Consider the following 23,837-nt stretch of genomic DNA (forward strand, 5'->3'; position numbering starts at 1 on the left):
CGGCTCTTTGACCACCATTGTGTCGGAACCTTTGGTTCCGCTGCGAGTCTTCTCAGGGCGACGCGATGCGCGCTTGGCACTGGAGGAGGGCCAAGGAGTGGTCAGGTCGGTTTTCAAGTCGAGATTCCGGGTAGGATTTGCGCTCGCCGGCGCAGCCTTTCTGACTCTGGCAGTGCTGCCGAACCGGGCCGAGGCTCAGTTCGGCTTGGGTGGCGGGCCGCTTGGCGTTGCACGTTTCGCCGTCGGTCATGTGATTGGTCTGGCGCGGCTGCGCCATTCTCGCCTGGCGGTGCGGGGCGGCCGCACCCGTGACGCCGCCTTGCGGTCGCAGGACCCTCGCGGCGACGAGCGCGCCCAGCTTGCCAATCCTTATATCCTGCGCGCGGCGCTGACGGCGCAAGCGGCGCTGTCCGGCTGGCATGGCGGCCGTCGCCCGCAAGGCTGGTGGCGGCATCCTGACGGCAGCTATGGCTGGGTCGGCCCGGTGTTCTGGCCGTTCGCGCATGACGATCTCACCAACGCCGTGATCTTCGGCGATGTGACCGGCCTCTCGCTCTACGGTTATGGCGATATCTATGCCGCGATCTTCGCGCCCTATGCGGCGGCGGAGCTCGCTGCCTACACGGCCCCGCAAGGTCGCCGCGCGCGAAAAGTCCCGTCGGTGGATGATCTCTGCGAGGCCAGCGACACCGGCGGTATGCCGGTCGATCGCATCGCCGCCGCCGTGCAGCCGAACGAGATGCAGCGCACCGCGCTCGACGATGTCAGCACCGCCTGGACGGCCGCGCGCGATACCATCCGCAGTGCGTGTCCGACGCAGACGTCTGCGACAGCGCCCGAGCGCATCAACGTGATGCAGGCGCGCCTCGAGGCGATGATCAAGGCCACCGACACGATCGCGCCGCCGCTCACCAAGTTCGTCGATCTCCTCGACGACAATCAGAAGGCAAGGCTCGATGCGCTGGCAAACGAGCGCCGCGCCGCGCTTGCGGCGATCCAGCGCAGGGATGTGCAGAGGGATGCGCAGAAGGACGCGCAGGCGGCATCGGCCTGCCAGTCGGACAGCGATCCCCGCTATGACGAGCAGGCGCAGCGCCAATACCAGCAGCTGGTGCAGCAGCAATGGCCGGCCTCCGACATCGCCACCGCGTTGCGCCTCGACGACACGGGTCGCGCCCGCCTCGACGTGCTCCAGGACACCGCGCTGCGTACCATGGAGACGTTGAGCCCGTGTCCGTCCAAGCCAGCAGCGACGCCGCAAGCCCGCCTCGCCGCGGTGAAGGCGCGGCTCGAGACGATGCTGCAAGCAGTCAAGGGCGTCGGCGATGCGCTCGACGATTTCGAGGCGGACTTGAGCGACGAGCAGAAGGCGGGGTTCGAGGCGATGGGGCCGAAGCGGGGGATGTGAGGGCCGTGAGTTTCAGGGGCTAAATCCCGCCCTGCGCACCCAATTTGAGGACTCGGCGAACGCCGGGGCCCTATCGTAGGGCTTCCGGCCCGGCTCCGGTTCGCCTAAAAGTTGCTGATGAACGAATTCGCCTTCCATCCGGAGGACAAGGCGCGGTCGCTGATCGACCGGCGGCTTGTCGCTTCCGGGTGGATTATCCAGTCCAAGGACGACATGAACCTCGGCGCCGGGCCGGGCGTGGCCGTTCGCGAATTCCCGACCGACTCCGGCCCGGTCGATTATGCGCTGTTCGTCGGCCGGAAGCTCTGCGGCGTCATCGAGGCGAAGCCCGAGGGGATGACCCTGTCCGGGTTCTCTGAGCAGGCCTCGCGCTACATTGCCGGCGCGCCGAAGCATCTCGTCCGCGAAGACGGTCAGGTCCGGTTCGAATACGTCGCTTCGGGCACCGAGACCCTGTTTCGGGACCATGCCGACCCTGATCCGGCATCGAGGCGCTTGTTCTCGTTTCATCGGCCCGAGACGCTGGAGCGCTGGATCAAGGAGCCGGTCACTTTGCGTGGCCGGCTTCGGGCCATGCCTCAGTTTCTCACGGACGGCCTGCGCGCTTGCCAAATCGACGCCGTCTCGGCACTCGAAAAGTCGATGGCGGAGAACCATCCGCGGGCGCTGGTCCAGATGGCGACCGGCGCCGGCAAGACATTTACGGCCTGCACGTTGAGCTACCGGCTGCTGGCGCACGCCGGCTTCAAGCGCATCCTGTTTCTCGCCGATCGCGCCAACCTCGTTCGCCAGACGCGCGACGAATATCTCGCCTACCGGCCGCCCGGCACCGGGCGATCGTTCTCCGAGATCTACAACGTGCAAAAACTTGGCGCGGCTGGGCTCGACAAGGACGCGGAGATCGTGATTGCCACGATCCAGCGCGTCTATTCCGTCCTGACCGGGAAGGAGCTGTCGGAGGACGAGGAGGAGGCCTCCTCGTTCGAGGCCTCCCGCGCCGAGACCGAGCGCCTGGTGTCCTATAACCCGTCGATTGCGATCGAGGCCTTCGATCTCGTCATCACCGACGAATGTCATCGCTCGATCTACGGCACCTGGCGTCAGGTGCTGGAATATTTCGACGCCTTCACGATCGGGCTGACCGCAACGCCTTCGCTGCACACGCTCGGGTTCTTCAACAAGAATCTGGTTGCGCAATATCCCTATGAGCGATCCGTCGTCGAAGGTGTCAATGTCGGTTTCGACATCTTTCGTATCCGCACCGAGATCGGCGAGCGCGGCAGCACGGTGAAGGCGGGATATGATCTGCCTGTTCGCGACAAGCGCACGCGCGCCGAGCGTTACGAGACACTGGACGCGGATTTCAGCTACACGCCGGACCAGCTCGACCGTTCGGTGCTGGTGCCGAACCAGATAAGAACCGTGCTCGAAACCTACCGCGAAACGCTGTTCACCGAGCTGTTCCCCGGCCGCACCGAAGTCCCAAAAACGCTGATCTTCGCCAAGGACGATCATCATGCCGAGGAGATCACCAATCTCGTCCGCGAGGTCTTTGGCAAGGGCAACGACTTCGCCAAGAAGATCACCTACAAGACCGACGGCGGCGATCCCGAGGCCATCATTCGATCGTTCCGCAACGACTACAATCCGCGCATTGCCGTGACCGTCGACATGATCGCGACCGGCACGGACGTGAAACCGCTGGAGGTCCTGATCTTCCTGCGCGACGTCAAGTCCGAACTCTATTTCGAGCAGATGAAGGGCCGCGGCGCACGCACCATCCCTGCGGACAAGCTGCGCGAGGTGACGCCGGACGCCGAGGCCAAGACCCGCTTCGTACTGATCGACGCCGTCGGCGTCACCGAAAGCCTCAAGTCGATCTCGCAGCCGCTGGAGCGCAATCGGGCGGTCTCCTTCGATCGCTTGATCGACGACATCGCCGCCGGCCGGCGCGACGACGATGCTTTTGCGACCCTGGCCGGCCGTCTGGCGGCACTCGATCGCCGCATCGGCGACAAGGACCGCGCCGCAATCGTGAAGGCGTCCGGCGGTGTCGACCTGACTGGTCTTGCCTCGCGCCTGCTCAGCGCAATCGATCCGGACGCGTTGGCCGCGCGTGTGCCAAAGGACGCGCCCGAGCCGGAGCAGAAGAAAATCCGCGAGGCCGTCAAGGATGAGGCGGCGACGATTTTCGACGACCCGGCGCTGCGGCGGCTGCTGAAAGAGGTCAAGGCCGCCGCGGATATCCGCATCGATACCATCTCCACGGATGCCGTGGTCTCCTCCGGCTGGGACGAGAAGAAGGCCACCGACACTGTCGAACGGTTCAAGCGCTTCCTCGACGAACGCCGCGACGAGCTCGCCGCCCTGCAAATCCTCTATCGCCTGCCTTATGCACAGCGCCGTTTGACCTATGAAGCCGTCGATGATTTGAAGGAGGCGTTGAAGCGTCCGCCCTGGCTGCTGGAACCTGTCGACATCTGGCGCGCCTACAAACGCCTGGCGTCGGAGAAGGTGCGGGGCAATCCGGCGGGCACATTGGCGGATATCGTGATGCTCGTGCGCTACGCGATCGGAGAAACCGAGTCGCTTGAACCTTTGCCGTCGGTCGTCGCGGGGCGGTTCAATCTCTGGCTTGGCCGCGAGGAAAAGGCTGGGCGAACCTACAGCGATGAGCAACGAAACTGGCTGATGGCGATCCGCGATCACCTCGGCGTCAACATCGAGATCAGGCCGGAAGACATGATGGATGCGCCGGAATTTTCTGCGCGGGGTGGCATCGTCAGGGCGCGGGCGCTGTTTGGGGCTCGATTGCCGGCGTTGCTTGATGAGCTTTGGGATGTACTGGTGGCGTAATGCAAGTTGGGTCGGGATTGGCGAAACAGGATGAAGTTGACGGTCCTTGGCCGTTACCCGATGGATGGTCTTGGACGAGGATAGACCGCATTGCTGCCGTCAATCCCTCGACGAATTTTGAAACGTTGGATTTGGCCTCCGAGATTCCTTTCGTTCCGATGGCCGCTGTTGCGGAAGAGAGCGGAAAGATCGACCTTTCCGCTCGGCGGCCCTTGCGTGACGTCGCCAAGGGTTACGTTCGTTTTATGGAAGGGGATGTGATCTTCGCGAAGATTACCCCTTGTATGGAGAACGGGAAGGTCGCGCCGGTCGTGGGATTGCCCGGAGGCTACGCGGCTGGATCCACCGAATTCCACGTTTTTCGTCCTGTCGCTGTTGATCAGAAATATCTCTGGTACTGGTTGGTGAATCGAGGATTTCGTGGCCAAGCGCAGCGAAATATGAGTGGATCTGCGGGGCAATTGCGTGTGCCAGCGGACTGGTTGCGCGATGCTCCCTTTCCGCTCGCTCCGCTTGCCGAGCAAACTCGCATTGCGGATCGCGTCAACGCGCTGTTTGCCGAAATCGCGGAGGGGGAAGCGGCGCTGGCTGAGGCGCGTAAGGGACTCGACATCTTCTATCGCGCGTTGCTGAAGGCCGCTGTGACGGGCGAGCTAACAAAAGATTGGCGTGCAGCAAACCCGGCGTCCGAAACGGGGAGCGATCTCCTCGCGCGTATCGCCGACAAGAGAATTACAGATGGCGCTGCAAAGGGGCGCTCTCGCCGAGGCGGGGATCCCAAGCCACTCGACGCCGTGGGATTGCCGGAAATTCCTAAAACCTGGACATGGGCCACCTTGGAAACCTTGGTAGTCTCTGGGCCAACCAACGGATATTCGCCCAAGAAGAGCGCGGACGGTTCGGGAACGCTCGCATTGAAGCTCACGGCGACGACCAAGGGCTGCATTGACCTAAGCGCTAGAGCGATTAAGGCGCTCTCCGAAACAATCGCTGCGGAATCAGACCTTTTCTTGAAGCCGGGCGATCTATTGTTTCAACGTGGCAATACGATTGAGTACGTGGGTATCGCCGCCGTCTATGACGGACCAAGCAACAAATATGTTTACCCCGATCTGATGATCCGAGTTCGCACAGCTTTTCCAATTCTCACTGAGTGGATTTGGCGTGCCGCGAATTCGCCCATCGGCCGAAAATATATGTCCGCTAACGCGACAGGAACCGCCGGGACGATGCCGAAAATCAGCGGTGAAATTCTTCGAAATTTTCCTGTGCCGCTCCCTCCGATCGCCGAAGCGACCGAGATTTTGCGCCGCGTTACCGACGCACTGGCAGCTTCGGACGATGCGCTCACTGCGCTCGACGCCGAAGCCGCTGACGCCGCGCGCCTGAAGCAATCCATCCTCAAAGCCGCCTTTGAAGGACGCTTGGTGCCGCAGGACGCGACAGACGAACCGGCGAGCGCGCTACTGGTGCGCCTCGTCGCCGATCGAAGCGAAGACCCGGCCAAGCGTGGGCGGGCAAAGTCGGCAAGGCCAAAAGACCTTGCATCATAATGATATACACAATATGATATACATTGAAAGATGTATATCTCGGAGGTTTCAATGCAGGTCTCCAAATGGGGCAACAGCCTCGCGGTTCGCCTGCCCAAGGCTTTGGTCGATGAGCTCGGCCTCAAGGAAGGCGACGAAATCGAAGTCGTGTCCGCTCGCAAAGGCATGATCGAGGTCGAGACCAAGGAAGAGCGTCGCCGCCGGGCGATCGCAAACATGCGCGCGCGCAACTGGCCGGCCGACTACAAGTTCGATCGCGACGAGGCGAACGAACGGTGAGTGCGTTTCTCGATACCAACATCCTTGTTTACGCCCAGCAGACCGGCCCCAAGGCCACCATCTCGCAGGATCTCATCGCCCAGGGCGGTACGATCAGCGTGCAGGTCCTGAACGAGCTGACCAATGTGCTGCGCAAGAAAGACCAACGAAGCTGGCGTGATATCGAGCTTGTCCTTGACGACGTCGACAACGCGCTCGACCCCGCTCTGCCGCTGACGGCCGCGACCACCCGCGCCGCCCTCGCGCTCGCGCGGGATCACGGCTTCGCCTTCTATGACGCGCTGATCGTGGCTGCGGCGATCGAGGCCGGCTGCGACGTGCTTTACACCGAGGACATGCAGCACGGCCGCAGCATCGCCGGGCTCGCCATCGTCAATCCGTTTCTGGGACATACGCCGTGAACGCTCAAACCCTCGTCGCCAAAGTCTGGAATTTTGCGCATGTGCTGCGTGACCAGGGTGTCTCCTATCAGGCTTATATCAGCCAGATTTCCTATTTGCTGTTCCTCAAGATGGACGAGGAGCGCGTCACGCAGATCGGCGAAGCCTCGATGCTGCCCGATGGCGCGCGGTGGGAAGATATCAAGGACCTCTCAGGCGAGGCGTTGAGCGGGACCTACGGGAAGTTGCTGGAGAAGCTGTCCAAGCAGAGCGGCATCATCGGCGCGATCTTCCTGAAGGCACAGAATGAAATCCAGGACCCCGCCAGGCTCAAGCGGCTGGTCGGCCTGATCGACGGCGAGACCTGGCTCGGGCTCCCGGTCGATGTGAAGGGCAACATCTACGAGGGCCTGCTCGCCCGCAACGCGGAGGACGTAAAATCTGGCGCAGGCCAATACTTTACGCCGCGTCCGCTGATCGAAGCCATGGTCGAGGTGGTCGATCCCAAGCCGCACCAAACGGTCCACGATCCGGCCTGCGGCACGGCGGGATTCCTGCTCGCCGCCTGGGAGCACATGAAGCAGCACCCCAAGGCGCGGGATCGCGGGGTCTATTCTGCCCTGAAGAACAAGTTTTCCGGCGTCGACATCGTCCCCGAAGTGGTGCGGCTTGCCGCGATGAACCTCTATCTCCACGGCATTACCGGCGTGGACTCGATCGTCGAGGCCAAGGACGCGCTGCTCGGTGCAGGCGGCAAGACCTACGAGGTCATTCTCACCAATCCGCCGTTTGGCAAGAAGCAGAGCTATCGCATCGTTCGCGACGACGGCGAGATCGACAGCGAGCGCGAGGATTACGACCGCCAGGATTTCTTCGTCACCACGTCCAACAAGCAGCTCAATTTCCTCCAGCACATCATGACGGTGTTGGCGCAAAACGGCGAGGCCGCCGTGGTACTGCCGGACAACGTGCTGTTCGAAGGCGGCGCCGGCGAAACCATTCGCCGCCGCCTGTTGCAGAACTTCGACTTCCATACGCTGCTGCGGCTGCCGACCGGAATTTTCTACAAGCAGGGCGTCAAGGCGAACGTGCTGTTCTTCGACAAGAAGCCACCGTCCGAGGCCGCGGCAACGAAAGAGCTATGGATTTACGACCTGCGGACCAACCAGCGCTTCACTCTGAAAGAGCGCCCGATGGTTCGCGCGGACCTCGACGATTTTGTTGCGTGCTATCAGTCTGGTCGTCGTTCGCAACGCCAGGAGGCCGAGAAGTTCAAACGCTTCCCGCTTCAGACCTTGCTCGCGCGTGACAAGGTCAATCTCGATATTTTCTGGCTGAAGGATCATGCCCTCGACGATCCTGACCTGCTGCCGTCGCCCGACGAAGCCGCAGCCGAAATCGTCGAAAGCCTGGAAACTGCACTGGAGCGATTTCGCGGTGTCGCGAAGACTCTTGGCGAGAAGCTGGCCTGATCGCCCGATGATGCCATTGTGCCAGTGTTTTGCCCGACGAGTCAAAGCGCCTTTGCCCGTCGGGCACGCGCCACCCGCATAAGTCATTGATCCAACAGCCCCCGCTACTGTGCATGGGGTTGTTTTCGATCTTTTGTTCGCAGCTACCCCCTCATCCGCGCAGCGGACGCATCCGCCACGCTCTCCGCCTCCTCGCGCCAGGACAAGATCTCCATCGCCAGCACGGGGTGGTTGAAGCCCTTGAGCTGGAGCTCGTCGAGGGCACGGGCCTCCACCCATGGCTCGACCATGCCGTAGACGCGGCGGCTGACCACGATCTGCTGGGCCTTGGCTTCGCTGCAGAGGCGGGAGGCGAGGTTGGTGACGCTGCCGATCGCGGCATATTCCAGCCGCTGCTCGAAGCCGACCTGGCCGAGCGTGGCATAGCCGAGCGCGATGCCGATGCCGAATCCCAGGCTGTGTCCGCGGTTGCGCCAGCGATCGGTCAGCGGGCCGATCGTGTCGCGCATCTCCACCGCCATCTTCACCGCGCGCGCGGTGTGGTCCTCGAACTGGATCGGCGCGTTGAACAGGATCATCACGCCGTCGCCGGCATATTTGTCGAGCGTGCCCTCGTATTTGAAGATCAGCTTGCCCAGCGCTGCGTGATACTCGCGCAGCACGTTCATCGCCTCTTCCGGCTCGGTCGCCTCGGTGAAGGCGGTGAAGCCGCGCAGGTCGCAGAACACCACGGTCACTTCGCGGCGCTGGCTGGTGAGCAGCCCCTCGGGGCTGTCGGACGAGGCGATCAGCTGCGCCACCTGCGGCGCCAGGAAACGCTCGAGCTTGCGGATGCGCTCGATCTCGCCGAGCTGGGTCTCGACGCGCTCCTCCAGCGACTTGTTCCAGTTCTTGAGCTGCTCGGTCTGCTCGCGCAGCTTGTCGGCCTGGGCGCGCACGGTCTCGTGGGCCTGCTCCAGCGCGTGGCTCTTGTGGTCGACTTCGGTGAACAGGCGCGCGTTGCGCATGGCCAGCACCGCCTGGTTGGCGAAGGTGCGCATCAGGCCGATCAGGCTGCCTGCGAATTCGCCTCCGGCGCGGCGCAGCACGACCAGCGAGCCCAGCGTGCCCTGCTGGTCGACCAGCGGCACCACCAGCACCGAGTGGAAGCCGGCATTGACCGCGACGTCGCGCAGCGGATGCTCGGCGGCATGGTCGAGATCGGCAACCGCGATCGGCTCGCCGCTTTCGGCGGCATCGCCCAGGATGCTCTCGCCTTCGCCGATCGAGAGATGCGCGCCTTCGGCCGATTTGTCGATGCCATTGGCCTCGATCAAGTTGAAGCGGTGCGCCTCTGCATCATAGCCGTAGATCACCACCGCATCGGCATGGCTGATCTCGAGCGCGCGGGCGGCAATCGTCGGCAGCACGGCGTTGAGATCGAGCGAGGACGCGACCGCGCGGCCGACCTCTTCCAGCACCTTGAGCTCGTTGATCGACTGCGCGAGGTCGCGGGTGCGCGCCTCGACCTTGGTTTCGAGGTCCGTATAGGTCTCCTGGAGCTGGCCGGCCATGCTGTTGAATTGCCCGGCGAGCTCTTCGAGCTCGTCGGAGGTGTGCACGTCGATACGGTGGCTGAAATCGCCCTCGCCGAGCTTGTGCGCGCCGTTGCGCAGCGCCGTGATCGGAATGATCATGCGGCGCGCCAGCAGCGTGCCGGCGAGGATGGCGACCATCAGACCGACGCCGATCAGCAGCGCGATGCGCACGAGCTGGTCGCGGATCGGCGTCAGCGCCTGTGCGGTCGGCTGCTCGAACAGCACGCTCCAGCCGAGTTTCGGCACGGTGCTCGCGGCGGTCAGCACCGAATGGCCGTTGAAGTCGGTGCCGAACGTATCGGGTTCGCGGCCGGGTCCGATCGCGGCGGCGACCTGCGGCAGCTTCGACAGGTCCTTGCCGACGTCGGGGCCCTTCGACGACGTCGCCAGCACGCGGCCGCGCGAATCCACCACATAGGCGAAGGCGGCCTTGCCAAGCTGGGCGTCGGACAGGAAGTCGGAGAGGAAGCCGAGATCGATCTCGGCCACGGTGACGCCGGCATTGAAGCCGGAATGCGCCACCGAAATCGACATGAACGGCGTCTGGTCGGTGAAGTAAGCCGGTGCATAGCTCACGCCGCGAGAGACCGCGTCGGTGAAGCGCACGTCGCGGGAGAGGTCGGAATTGGTGCCGGTCGAGGTCGACTGGCGCGAGACACGCAGCACCTCACGGCCGTCGCCGTTGAGCTGGAACAACTGGGAGACGACCGAGACCTGGTGCAGCAACTGGGCGTAATCGGCGCGGCGCTTGTCGAGCGTGTCCTGGCTCGCCCGCGTCACCCAGCTGATCTGGCGCTCGAGCTCGGAGACCGATTGCTCGATGCGACGGGCGGCGGCCTGCGCCTTGTCGTCCAGCCCATCGGTCAGCGACGTCGTGGTGGCACGGTAGGAGATCCAGGTCTCCATCGCGCCGTTGACGGCCAGCACGAACACGACGAGGCCGACGAGGGAGACGACGTACTTGGCGAACAGGCCCTCGCGCAGAAACCGGGTCTTGTCTTTCGCTCCTGCCATCCGGATCCTCTCGCGCCGCACAACGCCGGCGCTATGGGCCGCGCGGGCCCTTACAACCTTCTATCACAATTTGGGCCAAGGGGCTGGCATGGGACTGGCATGAGCCGGGAAGGGGCTGGCCGGATGACTGGAATGGTTACCCGCCAAATTGCCCGTGATGGACAACGCGAACGGCCGGCGGGGAGCTGAAATGTCGCAGCCGTCTTTCTCATCCGTTTGGATGAAGAAGTGGCCGGGGCGCGGGTGTAAAGACCGCATCGGAGTCCCGCGTGTTGGTCCGAAAGTTACCGATTAAAAAGCTGCCGCATTACGTCGTTCATCGGCTGGCTGTCTTGCTGCGCGACCGGCGGGTTCTGCGGGGGCGGGGGCGAGGCTTGCGGTGCAGGCGTGGTCGGTGTTCCCGGCAGGCTGCGGCTCCGGATCCCGGTTCCGGGATTGCCGGAGAGTCCCTGCTGGATCATAGTGCCAATCGCCTGACCGAGCGGGCTGTCCGGCCCCGGCAGCTGCATCTGCGGAAGGGCGTTGCCGCCGCCTGGCGCGGCGCCGCCCTGCCCGAAGTTGCTACCAAGATTGCTCAACATGTTGCCAAGGCCGGCGCCATCGGGGCCGAACAGGCCCTTGCCCATCTCGCGCAGCTTGGCGTAGGCGGCGTCGGGATTGTCCATCATGCCGGCCATGTCGGGATAGATCTGCGGCTGCGACCAGGAGCCCGAGATCATCACGGGAATGCCGAAGCCGACCGGTTCGGAGGTGCGGCCCTGGCCTTCGGTCGTCATCACGAGCTTCGGCTCGACGCGAAAACCCATCATCTTGGTGTCCAGCGCAATGGTGCCGGTGCCGGTGATCCGCACCAGCGGCCCGACCAGGTTGAAATCGGTCGTCACCGCCTGGCCCTTGTCGATGCGGAACGAGGCGGAGAGTTGCGACAGGTCGGTGCTCTGCTCCTGGCTGTTCTGCTGGCTGTCCTGTTGGCTGTTTTGCCAGCCCGACAGCTTGCTCGTCGTCAGCGAACGGATCATCTGCGCGACATTGATGCCGCGGATGGCGCCGTCCTGGAAATTGATGAAGGCCGTGCCCTGCATGTTCGCCATCAGCGCGCGCTGGCTGACGCCGGCGCTGCGCAGCGCGAGCTTGACCTGCAGCTTGCCGTCGATCCGGTCGAAATCGGCAACGCCCTGGAGCAGCGGCAGCGCCCGCACGCCGACGAGGTCGGAATGCATGGCGAAGCTCGGCGCGCCGCTGGTCGCGTCGAGGATCATCTCGCCCGAGATCTGGCCGCCATAGGCGCCGAGATTGGTGGTGCCCGTCTTCAGGATGCCGCCGGCGAGTTTTGCATCGAGCGCCAGCGGCGCAAGTCGCGCTTCGCCGATGACGGCTTCGTTCGCCGAAATCCTGATTTGCGCGTCGACATAGTTGAGCTGGGAGACATCGATCGGCGCATCGCTCCAGGGCTGCCCGGATGCATCCTGGGGCGATTTCGACTTGGGAATCGTCAGCCGCTGGAAGTCGAGATCGACTTTCACCAGGGGCTTGCTCGCGATGTCGACCGAGGCCCAACCGCTGAAAGCGCCGTCGCCGAGCGTGCCATTGATACCGTTGATCAACACGATCGGTCCGTTGAGCCGCATCTCGGCATGGCCGGAAAGCTGCGCCGTCAGCACGTCGGGCATGTCGATGGCGAAATCGACCGGGATGGCCTGCCCCTCGACCGCCGTCGTGGTTGCCTTGACGTCGAACTTGGTCGGGTGCTCGCCGATGCGCGCCGTGCCGGCGACTTTGATGGTGCGGTCGCGGCCCATGACGGCGTCGGCATTGATGGCGTTGATACGGCTGTCGATGCGGTCGCGCACGCGCGCGAATGCGACTTCGCCGTCGACGATCTTGAAGCGGTCGACGGTTGCGCCGTCCATGTCGGGCGCAAGCGGCTTCGGCGACGCATCGGCATTCGGCAGGCGATCGCGCAGCAGCGGCTGGTAGAGTACCGGATGGGTGACGACGATCTCGCTGATCTTCGGGCTGCCCGACCATGCACTGGACAGCGACATGTCGACCTGCACGCGGTCGATGGTCAGGCGCGTGATGCCGCTGCGGTCCTTGGGGTTTTGAAGCGTGATGTCGTTCAGCGTGACGTTCAGCGTCGGCCACAGGCTGATTTTGGTCGTGCCGTCGATCGACAGGCGGTAGCCCGTGGCGTTCTCGACACGCGACGTAATCGTCGACGTCAGGAAGCCCGAGGGGATCCCGATCACGAGGAGAAGTACGATCACGATGATCACGGCGCCTACCGCCGCGCCGGCGAATTTAAGTGCTCTCATGTCGACTTTCCAACGACGGTCGAGCGGCGTCGAACCCGCCGGGCCAACCGTCCTTTGCGCGCAAGCTTATCCCAAGACGGGAAGCTGCTCCAAGCGACTAAAAATAGTCGAGGGGTGCTGCAAAGTTATGTGACTTATGACACACTTCTCCACCGCGGTTTTACGCGATTCTGACGTCGATGCTTCCAAGCGATTTGCCAAGAAATTGACGAGTAATTCATGAGGATGTTGAAATGAGCAAGCAGGCCGAATTTGCGGTCATTCTGAAAATGAATGCCATGTTCGCCGATCTCGGTGCGGACGAACTGCAGCGGTTGTCCAATCTCTGTCACACCCAGCATCTCGGGAATGGCGAGGTGCTGTTCCAGAAGGGAGATCCGGGCGATGCGCTGTTCGGCGTGCGCCGCGGCCAGGTCCGGATCGAGACCGGCGCCTCCGACGGAAGTCGGCTGACGCTGAACTTCATGGGCTCCGGCGACCTCTTTGGTGAGGTCGCGGTGCTGGACGGCCAGAGCCGCACCGCGGATGCGACCGCGGGCGAGGCCAGCGAGCTGTTCGTGTTGCGGCGCGAGGATTTTCTGGCCTTCCTCGAGCGCGAGCCCAAGGTCGCGATCAAGATCATTGCGTTGTTGTGCCAGCGCATCCGCTGGCAGAGCGAGCGCATGGAGGAATCCATGTTGCAGCCGCTGCCGGTGCGTCTCGCGCGCCGGCTCTGCGCGCTCGCGGCCGATTTCGGTTCCGAGGTGCACATCTCGCAGGAGCAGCTCGGCGTCTTCGTCGGCGCCGCCCGCGAGAGCGTCAACCGCCAGCTTCAGGCCTGGCGGAAGGAGGCGATCCTCGATCTCCAGCGCGGCCGGATCCTGCTCAGGAACATGACCAAGCTGACGTCGATCGCGCGGAACGAGTAGGGGCTGCAACTGACCCGACGCCTGCACGGCAGCTATTCCGCCGCAGGCGGCACGATGCTCTTTGGCATCGGCGGCGCTTCCACGGGCGCCGCGCTGACGGGCGGGGGCGCGTGGTGGTCAGCACTATCGGCGTCCTCGCTGTGTACGACCAGCAGCTTGCCGAAGCGCCAGATCAGGGCGCCGAGGTCGTCCATCACCATGAACATCGCAGGCACGAACACCAGCGACAGGATGGTCGAGAAGATCAGGCCGCCGATCACCGCGAGCGCCATCGGCGAACGGAACTCGCCGCCGGCGCCGACCGCGAGCGCGCTCGGCATCATGCCGGCGGCCATCGCGATGGTCGTCATGACGATCGGGCGCGCGCGCTTCATGCCTGCATCGATCATCGCTTCGTCGCGCGGCTTGCCGGCGTGAATGGATTCGATCGCGAACTCCACCAGCATGATCGCGTTTTTGGTGACGATGCCCATCAGCATCAGGATGCCGATCCACACCGGCGTGGTGAGCTGCTTGCCGGTGACGAGGAGCGCCGCAATGGCGCCGCCGATCGACAGCGGCAGCGAGAACAGGATGGTGATCGGCTGCAGGAAGGTACCGAACAGCAGCACCAGCACGGCATAGACCATCATCAGGCCCGCCGTCATCGCGGTCGCGAAGCCATCGGACAGTTCGTTCAGGCTTTCGGCGTCGCCCGACGGTGAGACCTTGACGCCTTTCGGCAGGCTCTTCATCACCGGGAGCTCGTTGATCAGCTTGGTGGCATCGCCGAGCGCCGTGGAGCCGACGGTGTCGGCGGCAACGGTCGCCTGCCGGTCCCGGTCATAGCGGTTGATGCTGGTCGGGCCCTGATCGAGCTTGACGTCGGCGATGACGGACAGCGGAACGCCGCCCTTCTCGCCATGCTCGCCGAGCGGCACCCGCAGCTGCTCGAGCGTCTTCAGATTGCCGCGCGCGGCGTCCTCGAGTTGCACCCGGATCGGCACCAGCCGGTCCCCGACGTCGAATTTGGCGAGCGCAGGACCGACGTCGCCGATGGTGGCGACGCGGATGGTCTGCGACAGGCTTTCGGTCGAGACGCCGAGCCGGGCGGCGAGCTCGGCGCGAGGCTCGATGCGCAGTTCGGGCCGCTCCAGCGTGGTTTCCGAGATCACGTTGGAGATGGTCGGAATCCGCTTCATCTGCGTCGCAAGCTCACTCGCGACGTTGTTGACGATGTTGGCATCGACGCCGGTCACGACCAGCGAGATGGGGCGCAGGCCGTTCTCGTCGAGGAACCAGAAGCGCAAGTCCGGGATGTTCTCCAGCTCCTGGCTGATGGAGAATTCCAGCTCGCGCTGGGTGACGGTGCGATCGGCCTTGGGCACGTAGTTGATGATCAGGGATGCGCGTCGGACTTCCTGGGTGCCCGGCGGTACGCGGCCGCCGTCGACGAAGATGCTCTTCACCTCCGGCCGCTTGCGCAGCCGCGCAACGATGTCTTCTGTGACCTTTTCGGTGTAGGCGAGCTGGGTGCCCGGCGGCAGCTCGAGGGCGATGAGCGAGCGCGCGCTGTCCTGCGTCGGCAGGAAGCCCTGGGGCAGCAGCGTGATGCTCCAGATCGAGGCCGCGAAGATGCCCACGCCGATCAGCACGGTGATGAAATAGTGCCGCACCGACCAGGATACGATGCTGTGATAGGTCCGCAGCACACGACCCGGCGGCGGCTCCTCATGGGTGTGGTGCTTGAGAAAGTAGGCTGCCAGCACCGGCGTGACGAAGCGCGCAGCCAGCAGCGAGAAGAACACCTGCACCGACACGGTGATGCCGAACTGCTTGAAGAACTGACCGGCGATGCCCGACATGAAGCTTGCAGGCGCGAAGATCGCGATGATCGTGAGCGAGATCGCAATCACCGCGAGGCCGATCTCGTCGGCGGCTTCGAGGGCGGCACGATAGGGCGATTTGCCCATGTTCATGTGCCGCACGATATTCTCGATCTCGACGATGGCGTCGTCGACCAAAATACCTGTCGAGAGCGTGATGGCGAGGAAGCTGACGAGGTTGAGCGAGAAGCCGAGAATGTCCATCGCCCAGAACGCCGGGAAGATCGACAGCGGCAGCGAGATCGCGGCGATGATGGTGGCGCGCAGATCACGCAGAAAGAGCAGCACGATCACGACGGCGAGGATGGCGCCCTCGAACAGGGTCGATATCGCGGCCTCGTAGTTGCCCTTGGTGTATTCGACCGAGGTGTCGATCAGCTTCAGGTCGACATCGGGATAGGCGGCCTTGAGCGCATTGATGCGCTTCTCGACGGCGGCCGCGACGACGACGTCGCTGGCGCCCTTGGATCGCTTGATGCCGAGCGCCACAACCGGCTCGCCGTTGAAGCGGGCGAAGGTGCGGCGGTCCGCGATGGTGTCGGTGACGGTGCCGAGGTCGTCGAGCCGCACCTCGCCGCCGGAAAACAGCGCGATCATGGTGCCGGCGAGATCGCTCAGCGTCTTGGCGCCCGCGAGCGTCCGGATCGCCTGGTCGTTCTTGCCGATCTCGGCGCGGCCGCCGGCGACGTCGACATTGGTGCCGCGCAGGCTCTGGCTGACATTGACGGCGGTCAGGCCCATGGCCTGCAAGCGGTCGGGATCGAGCGAGACCAGGATCTCGCGCTCGACACCGCCGATGCGCTCGACCTGGGCGACGCCGCGAACGCCCTGCATGGCGCGCTTGACCACGTCGTCGACGAAATAGGACAGCTGCTCCGGCGTCTTCCCGGGCGAGATCGCGGCATAGGTGACGATCGGCAGGCCGATCACGTCGACCCGCTGGATCAGCGGCTCGTTGACGTTCTGCGGCAGGTTCGAGCGCACGCGCGTCACCGCGTCCTTGACGTCGTTGAGCGCGCGGTCGGTGTTGGTCGAGAGCGTGAACTGGATCGTGGTCAGCGACAGGCCGTCGGTGATCGACGACGTGATGTGCCACACGCCTTCGACGCCGGACACCGCGTCCTCGATCGTCTTCGTGACCTGGGATTCAAGCTCGGCAGGCGCCGCGCCGAACTGCGACACCGCGACCGAGATCACGGGAATATCGGCCGAGGGCAGTCGCGTCACCGCGAGCTTGGTGAAGGAGGACCAGCCGAGGATCAGCAGGATGAACGAAAAGACGACCGACGGCAGCGGATGACGGATCGACCATGCCGAGATATTGAGTGCCATCAGCGTACCCGCGTGCGATCGAGTTCATCGGCGAACATGGTCTTGATCTGGTCGCCGTCGTGGAGCGAAGAGCCGGCGTCGGCCACGACGATTTCGCCGACGTCGAGGCCTTCCAGGATTTCGGTCGAGGTGTCCGAGGTCAGCCCGACCCGCACCTTGCGCGTCTCGATCGTGTTGCCGCCTTTGACGACTTGCACCGTGAGATGGTCGATGGCGGTCTTGGGGACCGCAACGCCGCAGCTGCGCTTGGCGTCGATGGAGGCGCGGGCGAACACGCCGGCCTTCAGCGAGGGATTGTTGGTGACGCTGATGCGGACGCGGCCGAGCTGCGTGGAGCGGTCGATCTCGGCTGAGACCAGCCTGACCCGGCCGATCAGGTCGGCAGCGTCGTCCCGGCTGATCCGCACGGTGGCGCCGGGGCTGAGCTTGGACATATGCACCGCTGGAACTTGCGCATCCAGCTCGATCTCGTTGCTGACCGCGATGCGGAACATCGGTCCGGCCTGCGGCGAGGCCGGCGCGCCGACGATGGTCCTGACTTCGGTGATGAGGCCCGGTGCGGGCGCCTTCAGCGAGATCGGGCCTTGCGGTCCCGGTCTCTGCGGCTGGCCCGGCATCTGCGGCGGCGCCGTCAGGCGCGCCAGCTCCTGGTTGTCGGTGACGACGGCGCCTTCGGTCACGAAGACGTCGGTGACTTTCGATCCTTCCTGGTCGGCGATGACCACGGCCTCGCGTCGCGGCACGAAAAAGCCGGTCACCCGCACGAGATCCGAGAAGCAGGCATTGGTCGATTTCGTCACGATGACGAGGGCCTCGCTCGGCGTTTCCTTCGGCTCCGGGTGGTGCCGATGCTCGAACCAGTAATAGCCGACGCCGAGCGCGACGATGAAGACCACGGTTCCCGCAGGCTTGAGATATTCGGTGATGCTCATCGCCGGATCATCCTGGCCTGGCTCGCAGCCACTCTCGCAGCCATTATTGGAAACGTTTCCCCGAAACGAAGCAGCGTCCCGCAAGGCTGCGGGACGCGCTTTGGAGGCAAGACTTTACACCACATCACGACTTGTCACTTCAAGACATTGCGTCGCGGTCACTTCGATGCGGTGGTCTTGTTTTCCATGTTGACCACCTGCACGCGGCGGTTCACCTCGGACATCGGCTGGCTCGGGTCCTTCAGCTTGCTCTTGCCGTAGCCGACGGTGACGAGATCAGCCGCGGCAATGCTGTACTTGTCGACCAGGTAACGCTTGATCGAGTCGGCGCGGCGCTCCGACAGTTCCTGGTTGTAGCTGTCGCCGCCGGCGGCGTCGGTGTGGCCCGCGACCACGAAGGTCGAGCCCTTCAGGTCGGGGCTGGTCAGCGCGCGGCCGAGCGCCTGCACGGAAGGCAGCGACTTGGCGCTGATATCGGCCGAGTTGTAGTCGAAGGTGATCTCGAGATCGATATTCGGCTTGTCCTTGGCGGCGGACGCGATCTCCTCACGCTCGGTCGAGGAGAGCGAGCGCGTGGCGCGGCCGCGGACGGTCTGGAGCAGCTTGGTCTCCGCGGCGCTCGGTGCCGGGTCGGTCTGCGGGCCGATCGAGAGCCCGCGGGTCAGGGGCTTCTTCGGCTGCGGCGCCAGCGCGCGGACGATCTCGTCCTCGGTGACGTTCTTGCTGTTGCTGTTGTCGTCGCCGGCGAAGGCGGGCGAGAGCGACAGCGCTACGCCGACGGTGATGATCGACAGAATCGCGGTAAATCCTTTTGCAGCCAGTCTCATTGCCAGTCCCTCCTGCGCCAGCCTGCGCGGTTCCAAAATTCCTGCAATAAGCCCCCGGCAAGGCCGCTTGCGGCATCCGTTCGATTAGTCGCGCGGGGCCGCCAAGGGTTCGAGGCGCCGTCCGCCTCAAATCAAAAAAATATCAACGCACTCCGTAACTTGCGAATTCCTGAACGATATTCGGGTCCATCGCCTTGGCATTGGCGATGTCGAGCGCCCCTTCCTGGGCCGAACCGTTGCGCTGCTTGGCCACACCCCGTCCGTAAAGCGAGGAGGTCAGGCGCGGATTGATCCGCAGCGCCGCGTCGAAATCGGCGATGGCGTTCTTCACCGCCCCGGATTTCAAATTGACCAGCCCACGGCTGTCCAGCGCATCGACGAAATTCGGCCGCAGCCGCAGTGCCTCGTTGCAATCCTTCAGCGCGCCCTGGAGATCGCCGACCACGGTGCGGGTCCAGCAACGGTTGTTCAGCGCCTCGACGTCCTTCGAATTGATCCGGAGCGTGTCGTCAAAATCCTTGATGGCGAGGCTGTAGGCCCCCTTGCTGGCATAGACCTGGCCGCGCCGGTACAGCGCATTCACGTCGTCCGGATTGGCGGCGATCTTGGCCGTCAGGCTCTTGATGGTGGGGTCGTCAGCGAGAACGGCCTGGCTCGGGCCGGAATCGGTGCTAGGCGTGGTGCCTGGATCGATCGGCTTGACCGGCGGTGGCGGCGGGGGCAAAGCAGCCTCGACCTGCGGCTTCGGCGGCGGAGGCGGTAACGGCGGTGCGGGAGGTATCGGCGGCGGATTGTTCGCGACCACGGGCGGTGGGGCCGGAGGCGCCGGTGGGGGGGTGTTCGTCACGACCGGCGGCGGTGCGGGCGGGGCCGGTGGCGGCGTCGTCGTCTGCGGGCGCGATCCGGTGGCACCAGGAATGAACGAAAAATCCTCGGCCAGCGAAGAGGAGATCCAAGGCACCTGCTCGCCGCGCGAGGCGCGGGTCACGCCCATCTTGGTGCGGTTCAGCGTCTCTTCCGCCATCAGATCGGGGACGCGGATTTCCTTCAAGAGCTCCTGGACGAACAGGCTGTGCTCGCCGCCGGCATCCGAGACAACTGAGGCCAGCGCTGCCGAATACATCACCAGCGTCCCGTTCGGCGCGATGACAGGCGTCAATCCGGCCGAGAAGCTGCGGAACCGGCGCTCGAACGGGTTGCGCCTGCTGGCGTCGATCAGCGCGATCTTGACGCCGGCGCCGCGGGTGTTGAGCTCGCCGAGGACGGTTTCGATGCTGAAGCCGTCGCGGCGGACGTCGGATTCGGTCCAGATCTGCGCATCGACCGGGATCATGAAGCTCTGGCGCGCCGACTGGATGCCGAACCCGCTGTAGAACACCAGCGCCACGGAGCCCGGCTTGATCTTGCCGTACAGCTTGTCGAAGGCGCGGCGCATGCCGTCGCCGGTCAGATTCTCGCCGACCTCGACGGAAAAGCCGTCGCGCTTGAGCTCGTCGGCGACGTCGCGCGCATCGTTGATCGGCTCCTTCAGCGGGCTGTCCGCATCGGGATATTTGGAATTGCCGATGATCAGCGCATAGCGGTCGCCGGCCGCATGCGACGGCGCGGCCGGGACGAGCGAGACGAGCAATGGCAGAAGAAAAACGAAGCGAATTTTCATAATCAGCGCGGTCCAGCCAAAAAGGCGCCGTTCCCAGCTTGCGCCGCGGCGACTTTAACTTACGCAATGCGCATTATCAAACCGGGGATAGGATGCGTCAACCGCTTGGAGATTCGGCACTATCGCGACAATTGACCGCGACACAGGGGCGAGCGGCGAGGGGAAAAATCCGGTTGTCACGGTTGTACTCGACGCATTTCGGTTCGGGGTTCCGTCGGTCAATTCTAGGACGTCCAGGACGACAAAAATGTGATTGGTCTCACATTGCTGGCCGGTGTCGCGCGCAACCTCCGGTGTTTGACCTTTGCTGTGGACGATGGCTTGGTGCGCGGGATCGTGCTTTCAGATCCACTCAGAAGAAAAAGCAAAACCATGGGAAACGCCTACGAAATCTATGCCCTGCGTTATGCGACGATGTCGCCGCGCACCCCCAGCATGAACTTCCTGGCGCCGGATCCGCATGACGGTGCGGCGCAGGATCTCGACTATTTCGTCTGGCTGATCCGCGGCGGCGGTCGCGACATCCTGGTCGATACCGGTTTCAATGCCGAGGAGGCGAGCGCGCGGGCGCGCAAGCTGACGCTCAATCCGGCCGATGCGCTGGAGCGCTTCGGCGTCGCGGCGTCGAGCATTCGCGACATTATCGTGACGCATCTGCACTACGATCACGCCGGCAATCTCGATCGCTTCCCGAATGCGCGCTTCCATCTCCAGGAGCGCGAGATGGCCTACGCGACCGGGCGCTGCATGTGCAACGGACTGCTGCGCCATCCGTTCTCGGTCGAGCACGTCACGCAGATGGTACGCCACGTCTATGGCGAGCGCGTCACCTTCTATTCCGGCGATGGCGAGATCGCGCCCGGTGTCACCGTGCATCGCGTCGGCGGCCACTCGGATGGCTTGCAGGTGGTCAAGGTCGAGACTGCGCGCGGATCGGTGGTGCTCGCCTCCGATGCCGCGCATTATTACGCCAATCTCCAGCGCAAGAGCCCGTTCCCGATCGTCTACAATGTCGGCGACATGGCGGTCGGTTGGGAGACGATCGAGCGCCTCGCTGGCCATCCTGACCGCTATATACCGGGCCACGATCCGATCGTGACGGAGATCTACCCGCGCGCCAGCGACAAGGTCGATGCTTGGGCCTTGCATCTACCGCCGTCGCGGTCGTTTGCGAAATGACGGTGGAGGCTAATACGCCTGCTTGGCGTCGGCCTCTTCGCTGGTCTGGATCAGGTCGAGGCTCTCCTCGATCTTGCCGAGCAGCGCCGAGAGTTGCTTGCGCTCCTGCGGCGAAAGGCAGGCGAGGATCTCGTCTTCTCGCCGCAGCAATTGCGGGAACAGCTCCTCATAAAGCGCGCGGCCTTTCTTCGTCAGTTGCAGGCGGAATTCGCGGCGGTCGGCTTCGTTCTCGACCCGCTCGATCAACCCGTCATTCAACAGCGTGGTCACTGCGCGGCTGATGGTGGATTTGTGCGTGCGGGTGCATTGCGAGATGTATTGCGCGCTACAGGCATCGTTGCGGAAGCCGAGTGTCGCGATCACGCGCCAGGACGGAATGTCGAGACCGTGGCGCTCCTGATATTCGACCGCGAGCGCAGAGCTCACTTCCGCCGCAAGCCGGTTGAGCCGGAACGGCACGAACTTGAACAGGTCGAGCCGCGACTTCGGCCGCGGCGACGTCTCTACCGCCTCGCGTGTCCTGAGCGCGATATCGCTGGATGTCCTCGCCAAGTCCCTAGCCAAGGCTAACGCTCCGAATTCCAGTTGACGGCCGGCCGGCCCCGGTCCAAAATAGTTGCACGTGAGACTATCTAGCAGATCAGTTCTCCCCTGACCAGAGCCGAGGTTAGCGCATGGCGCAGACCAAATCCCAGTTCGGCTACCGCCGCCACCCCGATCAGGACCGGCCCGGTCAAAGCCCGGCCGAGCATCCGGTCGTGGTCGTCGGTGCCGGCCCGGTCGGGCTGTCGCTGGCGATTGATCTTGCCCAGCGCGGCCAGCGCGTCGTCCTCCTGGATGATGCCGACCGCATCGGCGAGGGCTCGCGCGCGATCTGCTTCTCGAAACGCTCGCTGGAATATTGGGACCGGCTCGGCGTCGCCGACCGCATGGTCGACAAGGGCGTGGTGTGGAGCGTCGGCCGCATCTTTCACGGCGAACAGCAGCTCTACCAGTTCAACCTGCTGCCCGAGGACGGCCACAAGCGGCCGGCCTTCATCAACCTCCAACAATATTACGCCGAAGCCTATCTCGTGGATCGCGTCGGCGACCTGCCTGATATCGAGCTGCGCTGGCGCAACAAGGTCACGGCGCTCGAGCAACGCAATGATGCCGTTGCGCTGACGATCGAGACGCCCGAGGGCGCCTATCGGCTGCACGCGCAATATGTCATCGCCTGCGACGGCGCGCGCTCCTCGCTGCGGCAGATGGTCGGTGCCGACTTCGCCGGCCAGGTGTTCGAGGACCAATTCCTGATCGCCGACGTCAAGATGACGGCCGAATTCCCAACCGAGCGCTGGTTCTGGTTCGATCCGCCGTTTCATGCGGGCCGTTCGGCGCTGCTGCACAAGCAGCCCGACAATGTCTGGCGCATCGATCTCCAGCTCGACCGCGACGCCGATCCCGTCGTCGAGAAGAAGCCGGAAAACGTGCGGCCGCGGATCGCGCGCATGCTCGGCCACGACAAGTTCGAGTTCGAGTGGATCTCGCTCTACAAGTTCCAGTGCCGGCGGATGGATCGCTTTCTCCACGGCCGCGTGATTTTTGCCGGCGATTCCGCGCATCAGGTCTCGCCCTTCGGCGCGCGCGGCGCCAATTCCGGACTCGAGGACGCGGAAAACCTCTCCTGGAAGCTCGATCGCGTGTTGCGTGGCACTTCGCCTGCGCGCCTGCTCGACAGCTATCACGTCGAGCGCAGCATGGCGGCCGACGAGAACATCCGCGAATCGACCCGTTCAACCGATTTCATGGCGCCGAACTCGCACCAGGAAGCGCGGCTGCGCAAGGCGGTGCTGTCGCTGGCGAAGGACACCGAGTTCGGCAAGCGGATGGTCAATGGCGGCCGGCTCTCGGTGCCGTGCAGCTATGATTCGCCGCTGTCATCGCGCGACGCGGATGCGTGGCGCGATGGACCGTTGCCGGGCTGTTCCATGCTCGACGCGCCCGTTGGCGCGCAGGGTTATCTGACGGATGCGTTCCGCAAAGGTGGAACGGACTTCACCTTGCTGTTGTTCAACAATGGCGCGGCGATCGATGCGCCCGATAGTCTCAGGGAGATTCGTATTGGCGGCGAGGGCGGACTTGCCGATCCCTCAGGCCTCGTCGCCAAGCGCTATGACGCCGAGCCGGGTGCTGCCTATCTCCTCAGGCCCGATGGTTATGTCGCCGCGCGCTTCCGTCATCCGACGCGCGAGGCCATATCCGCGGCACTGTCGCGCGCCGCAGGCTTGAATTGAGGTT

Annotated in this window: 16 protein-coding genes; 9 read left to right on the top strand and 7 right to left on the bottom strand. The window is 64.1% G+C overall.

What is annotated here, in order from left to right:
• Positions 1-97 precede the first annotated feature (97 nt).
• The 6 genes from IC761_RS02470 to IC761_RS02495 all read left to right on the top strand — a co-directional run bounded on the left by IC761_RS02470 (position 98) and on the right by IC761_RS02495 (position 7,948).
• On the top strand, positions 98-1,408 hold the full coding sequence (locus tag IC761_RS02470) for a Spy/CpxP family protein refolding chaperone (RefSeq protein ID WP_195801727.1): 1,311 nt from the start codon (positions 98-100) through the stop codon (positions 1,406-1,408).
• A gap of 117 nt (positions 1,409-1,525) precedes the next feature.
• Positions 1,526-4,264, top strand: a complete 2,739-nt coding sequence (locus IC761_RS02475; RefSeq protein ID WP_195801728.1) for a type I restriction endonuclease subunit R — start codon at positions 1,526-1,528, stop codon at positions 4,262-4,264.
• 17 nt (positions 4,265-4,281) lie between these two features.
• The gene (locus tag IC761_RS02480; protein WP_195801729.1) at positions 4,282-5,817 is read left to right on the top strand and encodes a restriction endonuclease subunit S; all 1,536 of its coding nucleotides are present in this window, start codon (positions 4,282-4,284) and stop codon (positions 5,815-5,817) included.
• 51 nt (positions 5,818-5,868) lie between these two features.
• Positions 5,869-6,096, top strand: a complete 228-nt coding sequence (locus IC761_RS02485; protein WP_195801730.1) for an AbrB/MazE/SpoVT family DNA-binding domain-containing protein — start codon at positions 5,869-5,871, stop codon at positions 6,094-6,096.
• Complete coding sequence (locus tag IC761_RS02490) at positions 6,093-6,497, top strand: PIN domain-containing protein (protein ID WP_195801731.1); 405 nt, start codon at positions 6,093-6,095, stop codon at positions 6,495-6,497. The genes IC761_RS02485 and IC761_RS02490 overlap by 4 nt, the downstream gene beginning before the upstream one ends.
• Entirely contained in the window at positions 6,494-7,948 is a 1,455-nt protein-coding gene (locus IC761_RS02495; RefSeq protein WP_195801732.1) for a type I restriction-modification system subunit M, read from the top strand. Before IC761_RS02490 ends, IC761_RS02495 begins: the two co-directional genes overlap by 4 nt.
• Before the next feature lie 143 nt (positions 7,949-8,091).
• Here the strand turns inward: IC761_RS02495 and IC761_RS02500 are convergent, their stop codons facing one another.
• Complete coding sequence (locus IC761_RS02500; RefSeq protein WP_195801733.1) at positions 8,092-10,539, bottom strand: adenylate/guanylate cyclase domain-containing protein; 2,448 nt, start codon at positions 10,537-10,539, stop codon at positions 8,092-8,094.
• 284 nt (positions 10,540-10,823) lie between these two features.
• Positions 10,824-12,854, bottom strand: a complete 2,031-nt coding sequence (locus IC761_RS02505; protein ID WP_195801734.1) for an AsmA family protein — start codon at positions 12,852-12,854, stop codon at positions 10,824-10,826.
• 233 nt (positions 12,855-13,087) lie between these two features.
• On the opposite strand from IC761_RS02505, the gene IC761_RS02510 reads away from it, so the two are divergent.
• The gene (locus IC761_RS02510) at positions 13,088-13,762 is read left to right on the top strand and encodes a Crp/Fnr family transcriptional regulator (RefSeq protein ID WP_195801735.1); all 675 of its coding nucleotides are present in this window, start codon (positions 13,088-13,090) and stop codon (positions 13,760-13,762) included.
• A 32-nt stretch (positions 13,763-13,794) separates the two neighbouring features.
• Here IC761_RS02510 and IC761_RS02515 read toward each other — a convergent pair whose 3' ends face one another.
• The 4 genes from IC761_RS02515 to IC761_RS02530 form a co-directional block, all read right to left on the bottom strand.
• On the bottom strand, positions 13,795-16,959 hold the full coding sequence (locus tag IC761_RS02515; protein WP_195801736.1) for an efflux RND transporter permease subunit: 3,165 nt from the start codon (positions 16,957-16,959) through the stop codon (positions 13,795-13,797).
• Positions 16,959-17,891, bottom strand: a complete 933-nt coding sequence (locus tag IC761_RS02520; protein ID WP_195801737.1) for an RND family efflux transporter — start codon at positions 17,889-17,891, stop codon at positions 16,959-16,961. The genes IC761_RS02515 and IC761_RS02520 overlap by 1 nt, the downstream gene beginning before the upstream one ends.
• A gap of 158 nt (positions 17,892-18,049) precedes the next feature.
• Positions 18,050-18,718 (bottom strand): OmpA family protein, encoded by a 669-nt coding sequence (locus tag IC761_RS02525; RefSeq protein ID WP_195801738.1) that lies wholly within the window; start codon positions 18,716-18,718, stop codon positions 18,050-18,052.
• 142 nt (positions 18,719-18,860) lie between these two features.
• Positions 18,861-20,378, bottom strand: a complete 1,518-nt coding sequence (locus tag IC761_RS02530; RefSeq protein ID WP_195801739.1) for a caspase family protein — start codon at positions 20,376-20,378, stop codon at positions 18,861-18,863.
• A 372-nt stretch (positions 20,379-20,750) separates the two neighbouring features.
• Here IC761_RS02530 and IC761_RS02535 point away from each other — a divergent pair, with 372 nt between their 5' ends.
• A complete protein-coding gene (locus tag IC761_RS02535; protein WP_195801740.1) occupies positions 20,751-21,557 on the top strand; it encodes an N-acyl homoserine lactonase family protein in 807 nt (268 codons plus the stop codon).
• A gap of 9 nt (positions 21,558-21,566) precedes the next feature.
• Here IC761_RS02535 and IC761_RS02540 read toward each other — a convergent pair whose 3' ends face one another.
• Entirely contained in the window at positions 21,567-22,109 is a 543-nt protein-coding gene (locus tag IC761_RS02540; RefSeq protein ID WP_195801741.1) for a MarR family winged helix-turn-helix transcriptional regulator, read from the bottom strand.
• A 122-nt stretch (positions 22,110-22,231) separates the two neighbouring features.
• On the opposite strand from IC761_RS02540, the gene IC761_RS02545 reads away from it, so the two are divergent.
• Positions 22,232-23,833 (top strand): FAD-dependent oxidoreductase, encoded by a 1,602-nt coding sequence (locus tag IC761_RS02545; protein ID WP_195801742.1) that lies wholly within the window; start codon positions 22,232-22,234, stop codon positions 23,831-23,833.
• Positions 23,834-23,837: the final 4 nt, after the last annotated feature.

Source organism: Bradyrhizobium commune (assembly GCF_015624505.1).
Lineage (GTDB): Bacteria > Pseudomonadota > Alphaproteobacteria > Rhizobiales > Xanthobacteraceae > Bradyrhizobium > Bradyrhizobium commune.

Bases quoted from the DNA above. Each gene is read 5' to 3' on its own strand.
- IC761_RS02475 (WP_195801728.1), top strand. From the start codon at position 1,526: ATGAACGAATTCGCCTTCCATCCGGAGGACAAGGCGCGGTCGCTGATC.
- IC761_RS02530 (WP_195801739.1), bottom strand. From the start codon at position 20,378: ATGAAAATTCGCTTCGTTTTTCTTCTGCCATTGCTCGTCTCGCTCGTC.
- IC761_RS02505 (WP_195801734.1), bottom strand. From the start codon at position 12,854: ATGAGAGCACTTAAATTCGCCGGCGCGGCGGTAGGCGCCGTGATCATC.
- IC761_RS02535 (WP_195801740.1), top strand. From the start codon at position 20,751: ATGGGAAACGCCTACGAAATCTATGCCCTGCGTTATGCGACGATGTCG.
- IC761_RS02500 (WP_195801733.1), bottom strand. From the start codon at position 10,539: ATGGCAGGAGCGAAAGACAAGACCCGGTTTCTGCGCGAGGGCCTGTTC.
- IC761_RS02545 (WP_195801742.1), top strand. From the start codon at position 22,232: ATGGCGCAGACCAAATCCCAGTTCGGCTACCGCCGCCACCCCGATCAG.
- IC761_RS02515 (WP_195801736.1), bottom strand. From the start codon at position 16,959: ATGGCACTCAATATCTCGGCATGGTCGATCCGTCATCCGCTGCCGTCG.
- IC761_RS02525 (WP_195801738.1), bottom strand. From the start codon at position 18,718: ATGAGACTGGCTGCAAAAGGATTTACCGCGATTCTGTCGATCATCACC.
- IC761_RS02485 (WP_195801730.1), top strand. From the start codon at position 5,869: ATGCAGGTCTCCAAATGGGGCAACAGCCTCGCGGTTCGCCTGCCCAAG.
- IC761_RS02520 (WP_195801737.1), bottom strand. From the start codon at position 17,891: ATGAGCATCACCGAATATCTCAAGCCTGCGGGAACCGTGGTCTTCATC.
- IC761_RS02510 (WP_195801735.1), top strand. From the start codon at position 13,088: ATGAGCAAGCAGGCCGAATTTGCGGTCATTCTGAAAATGAATGCCATG.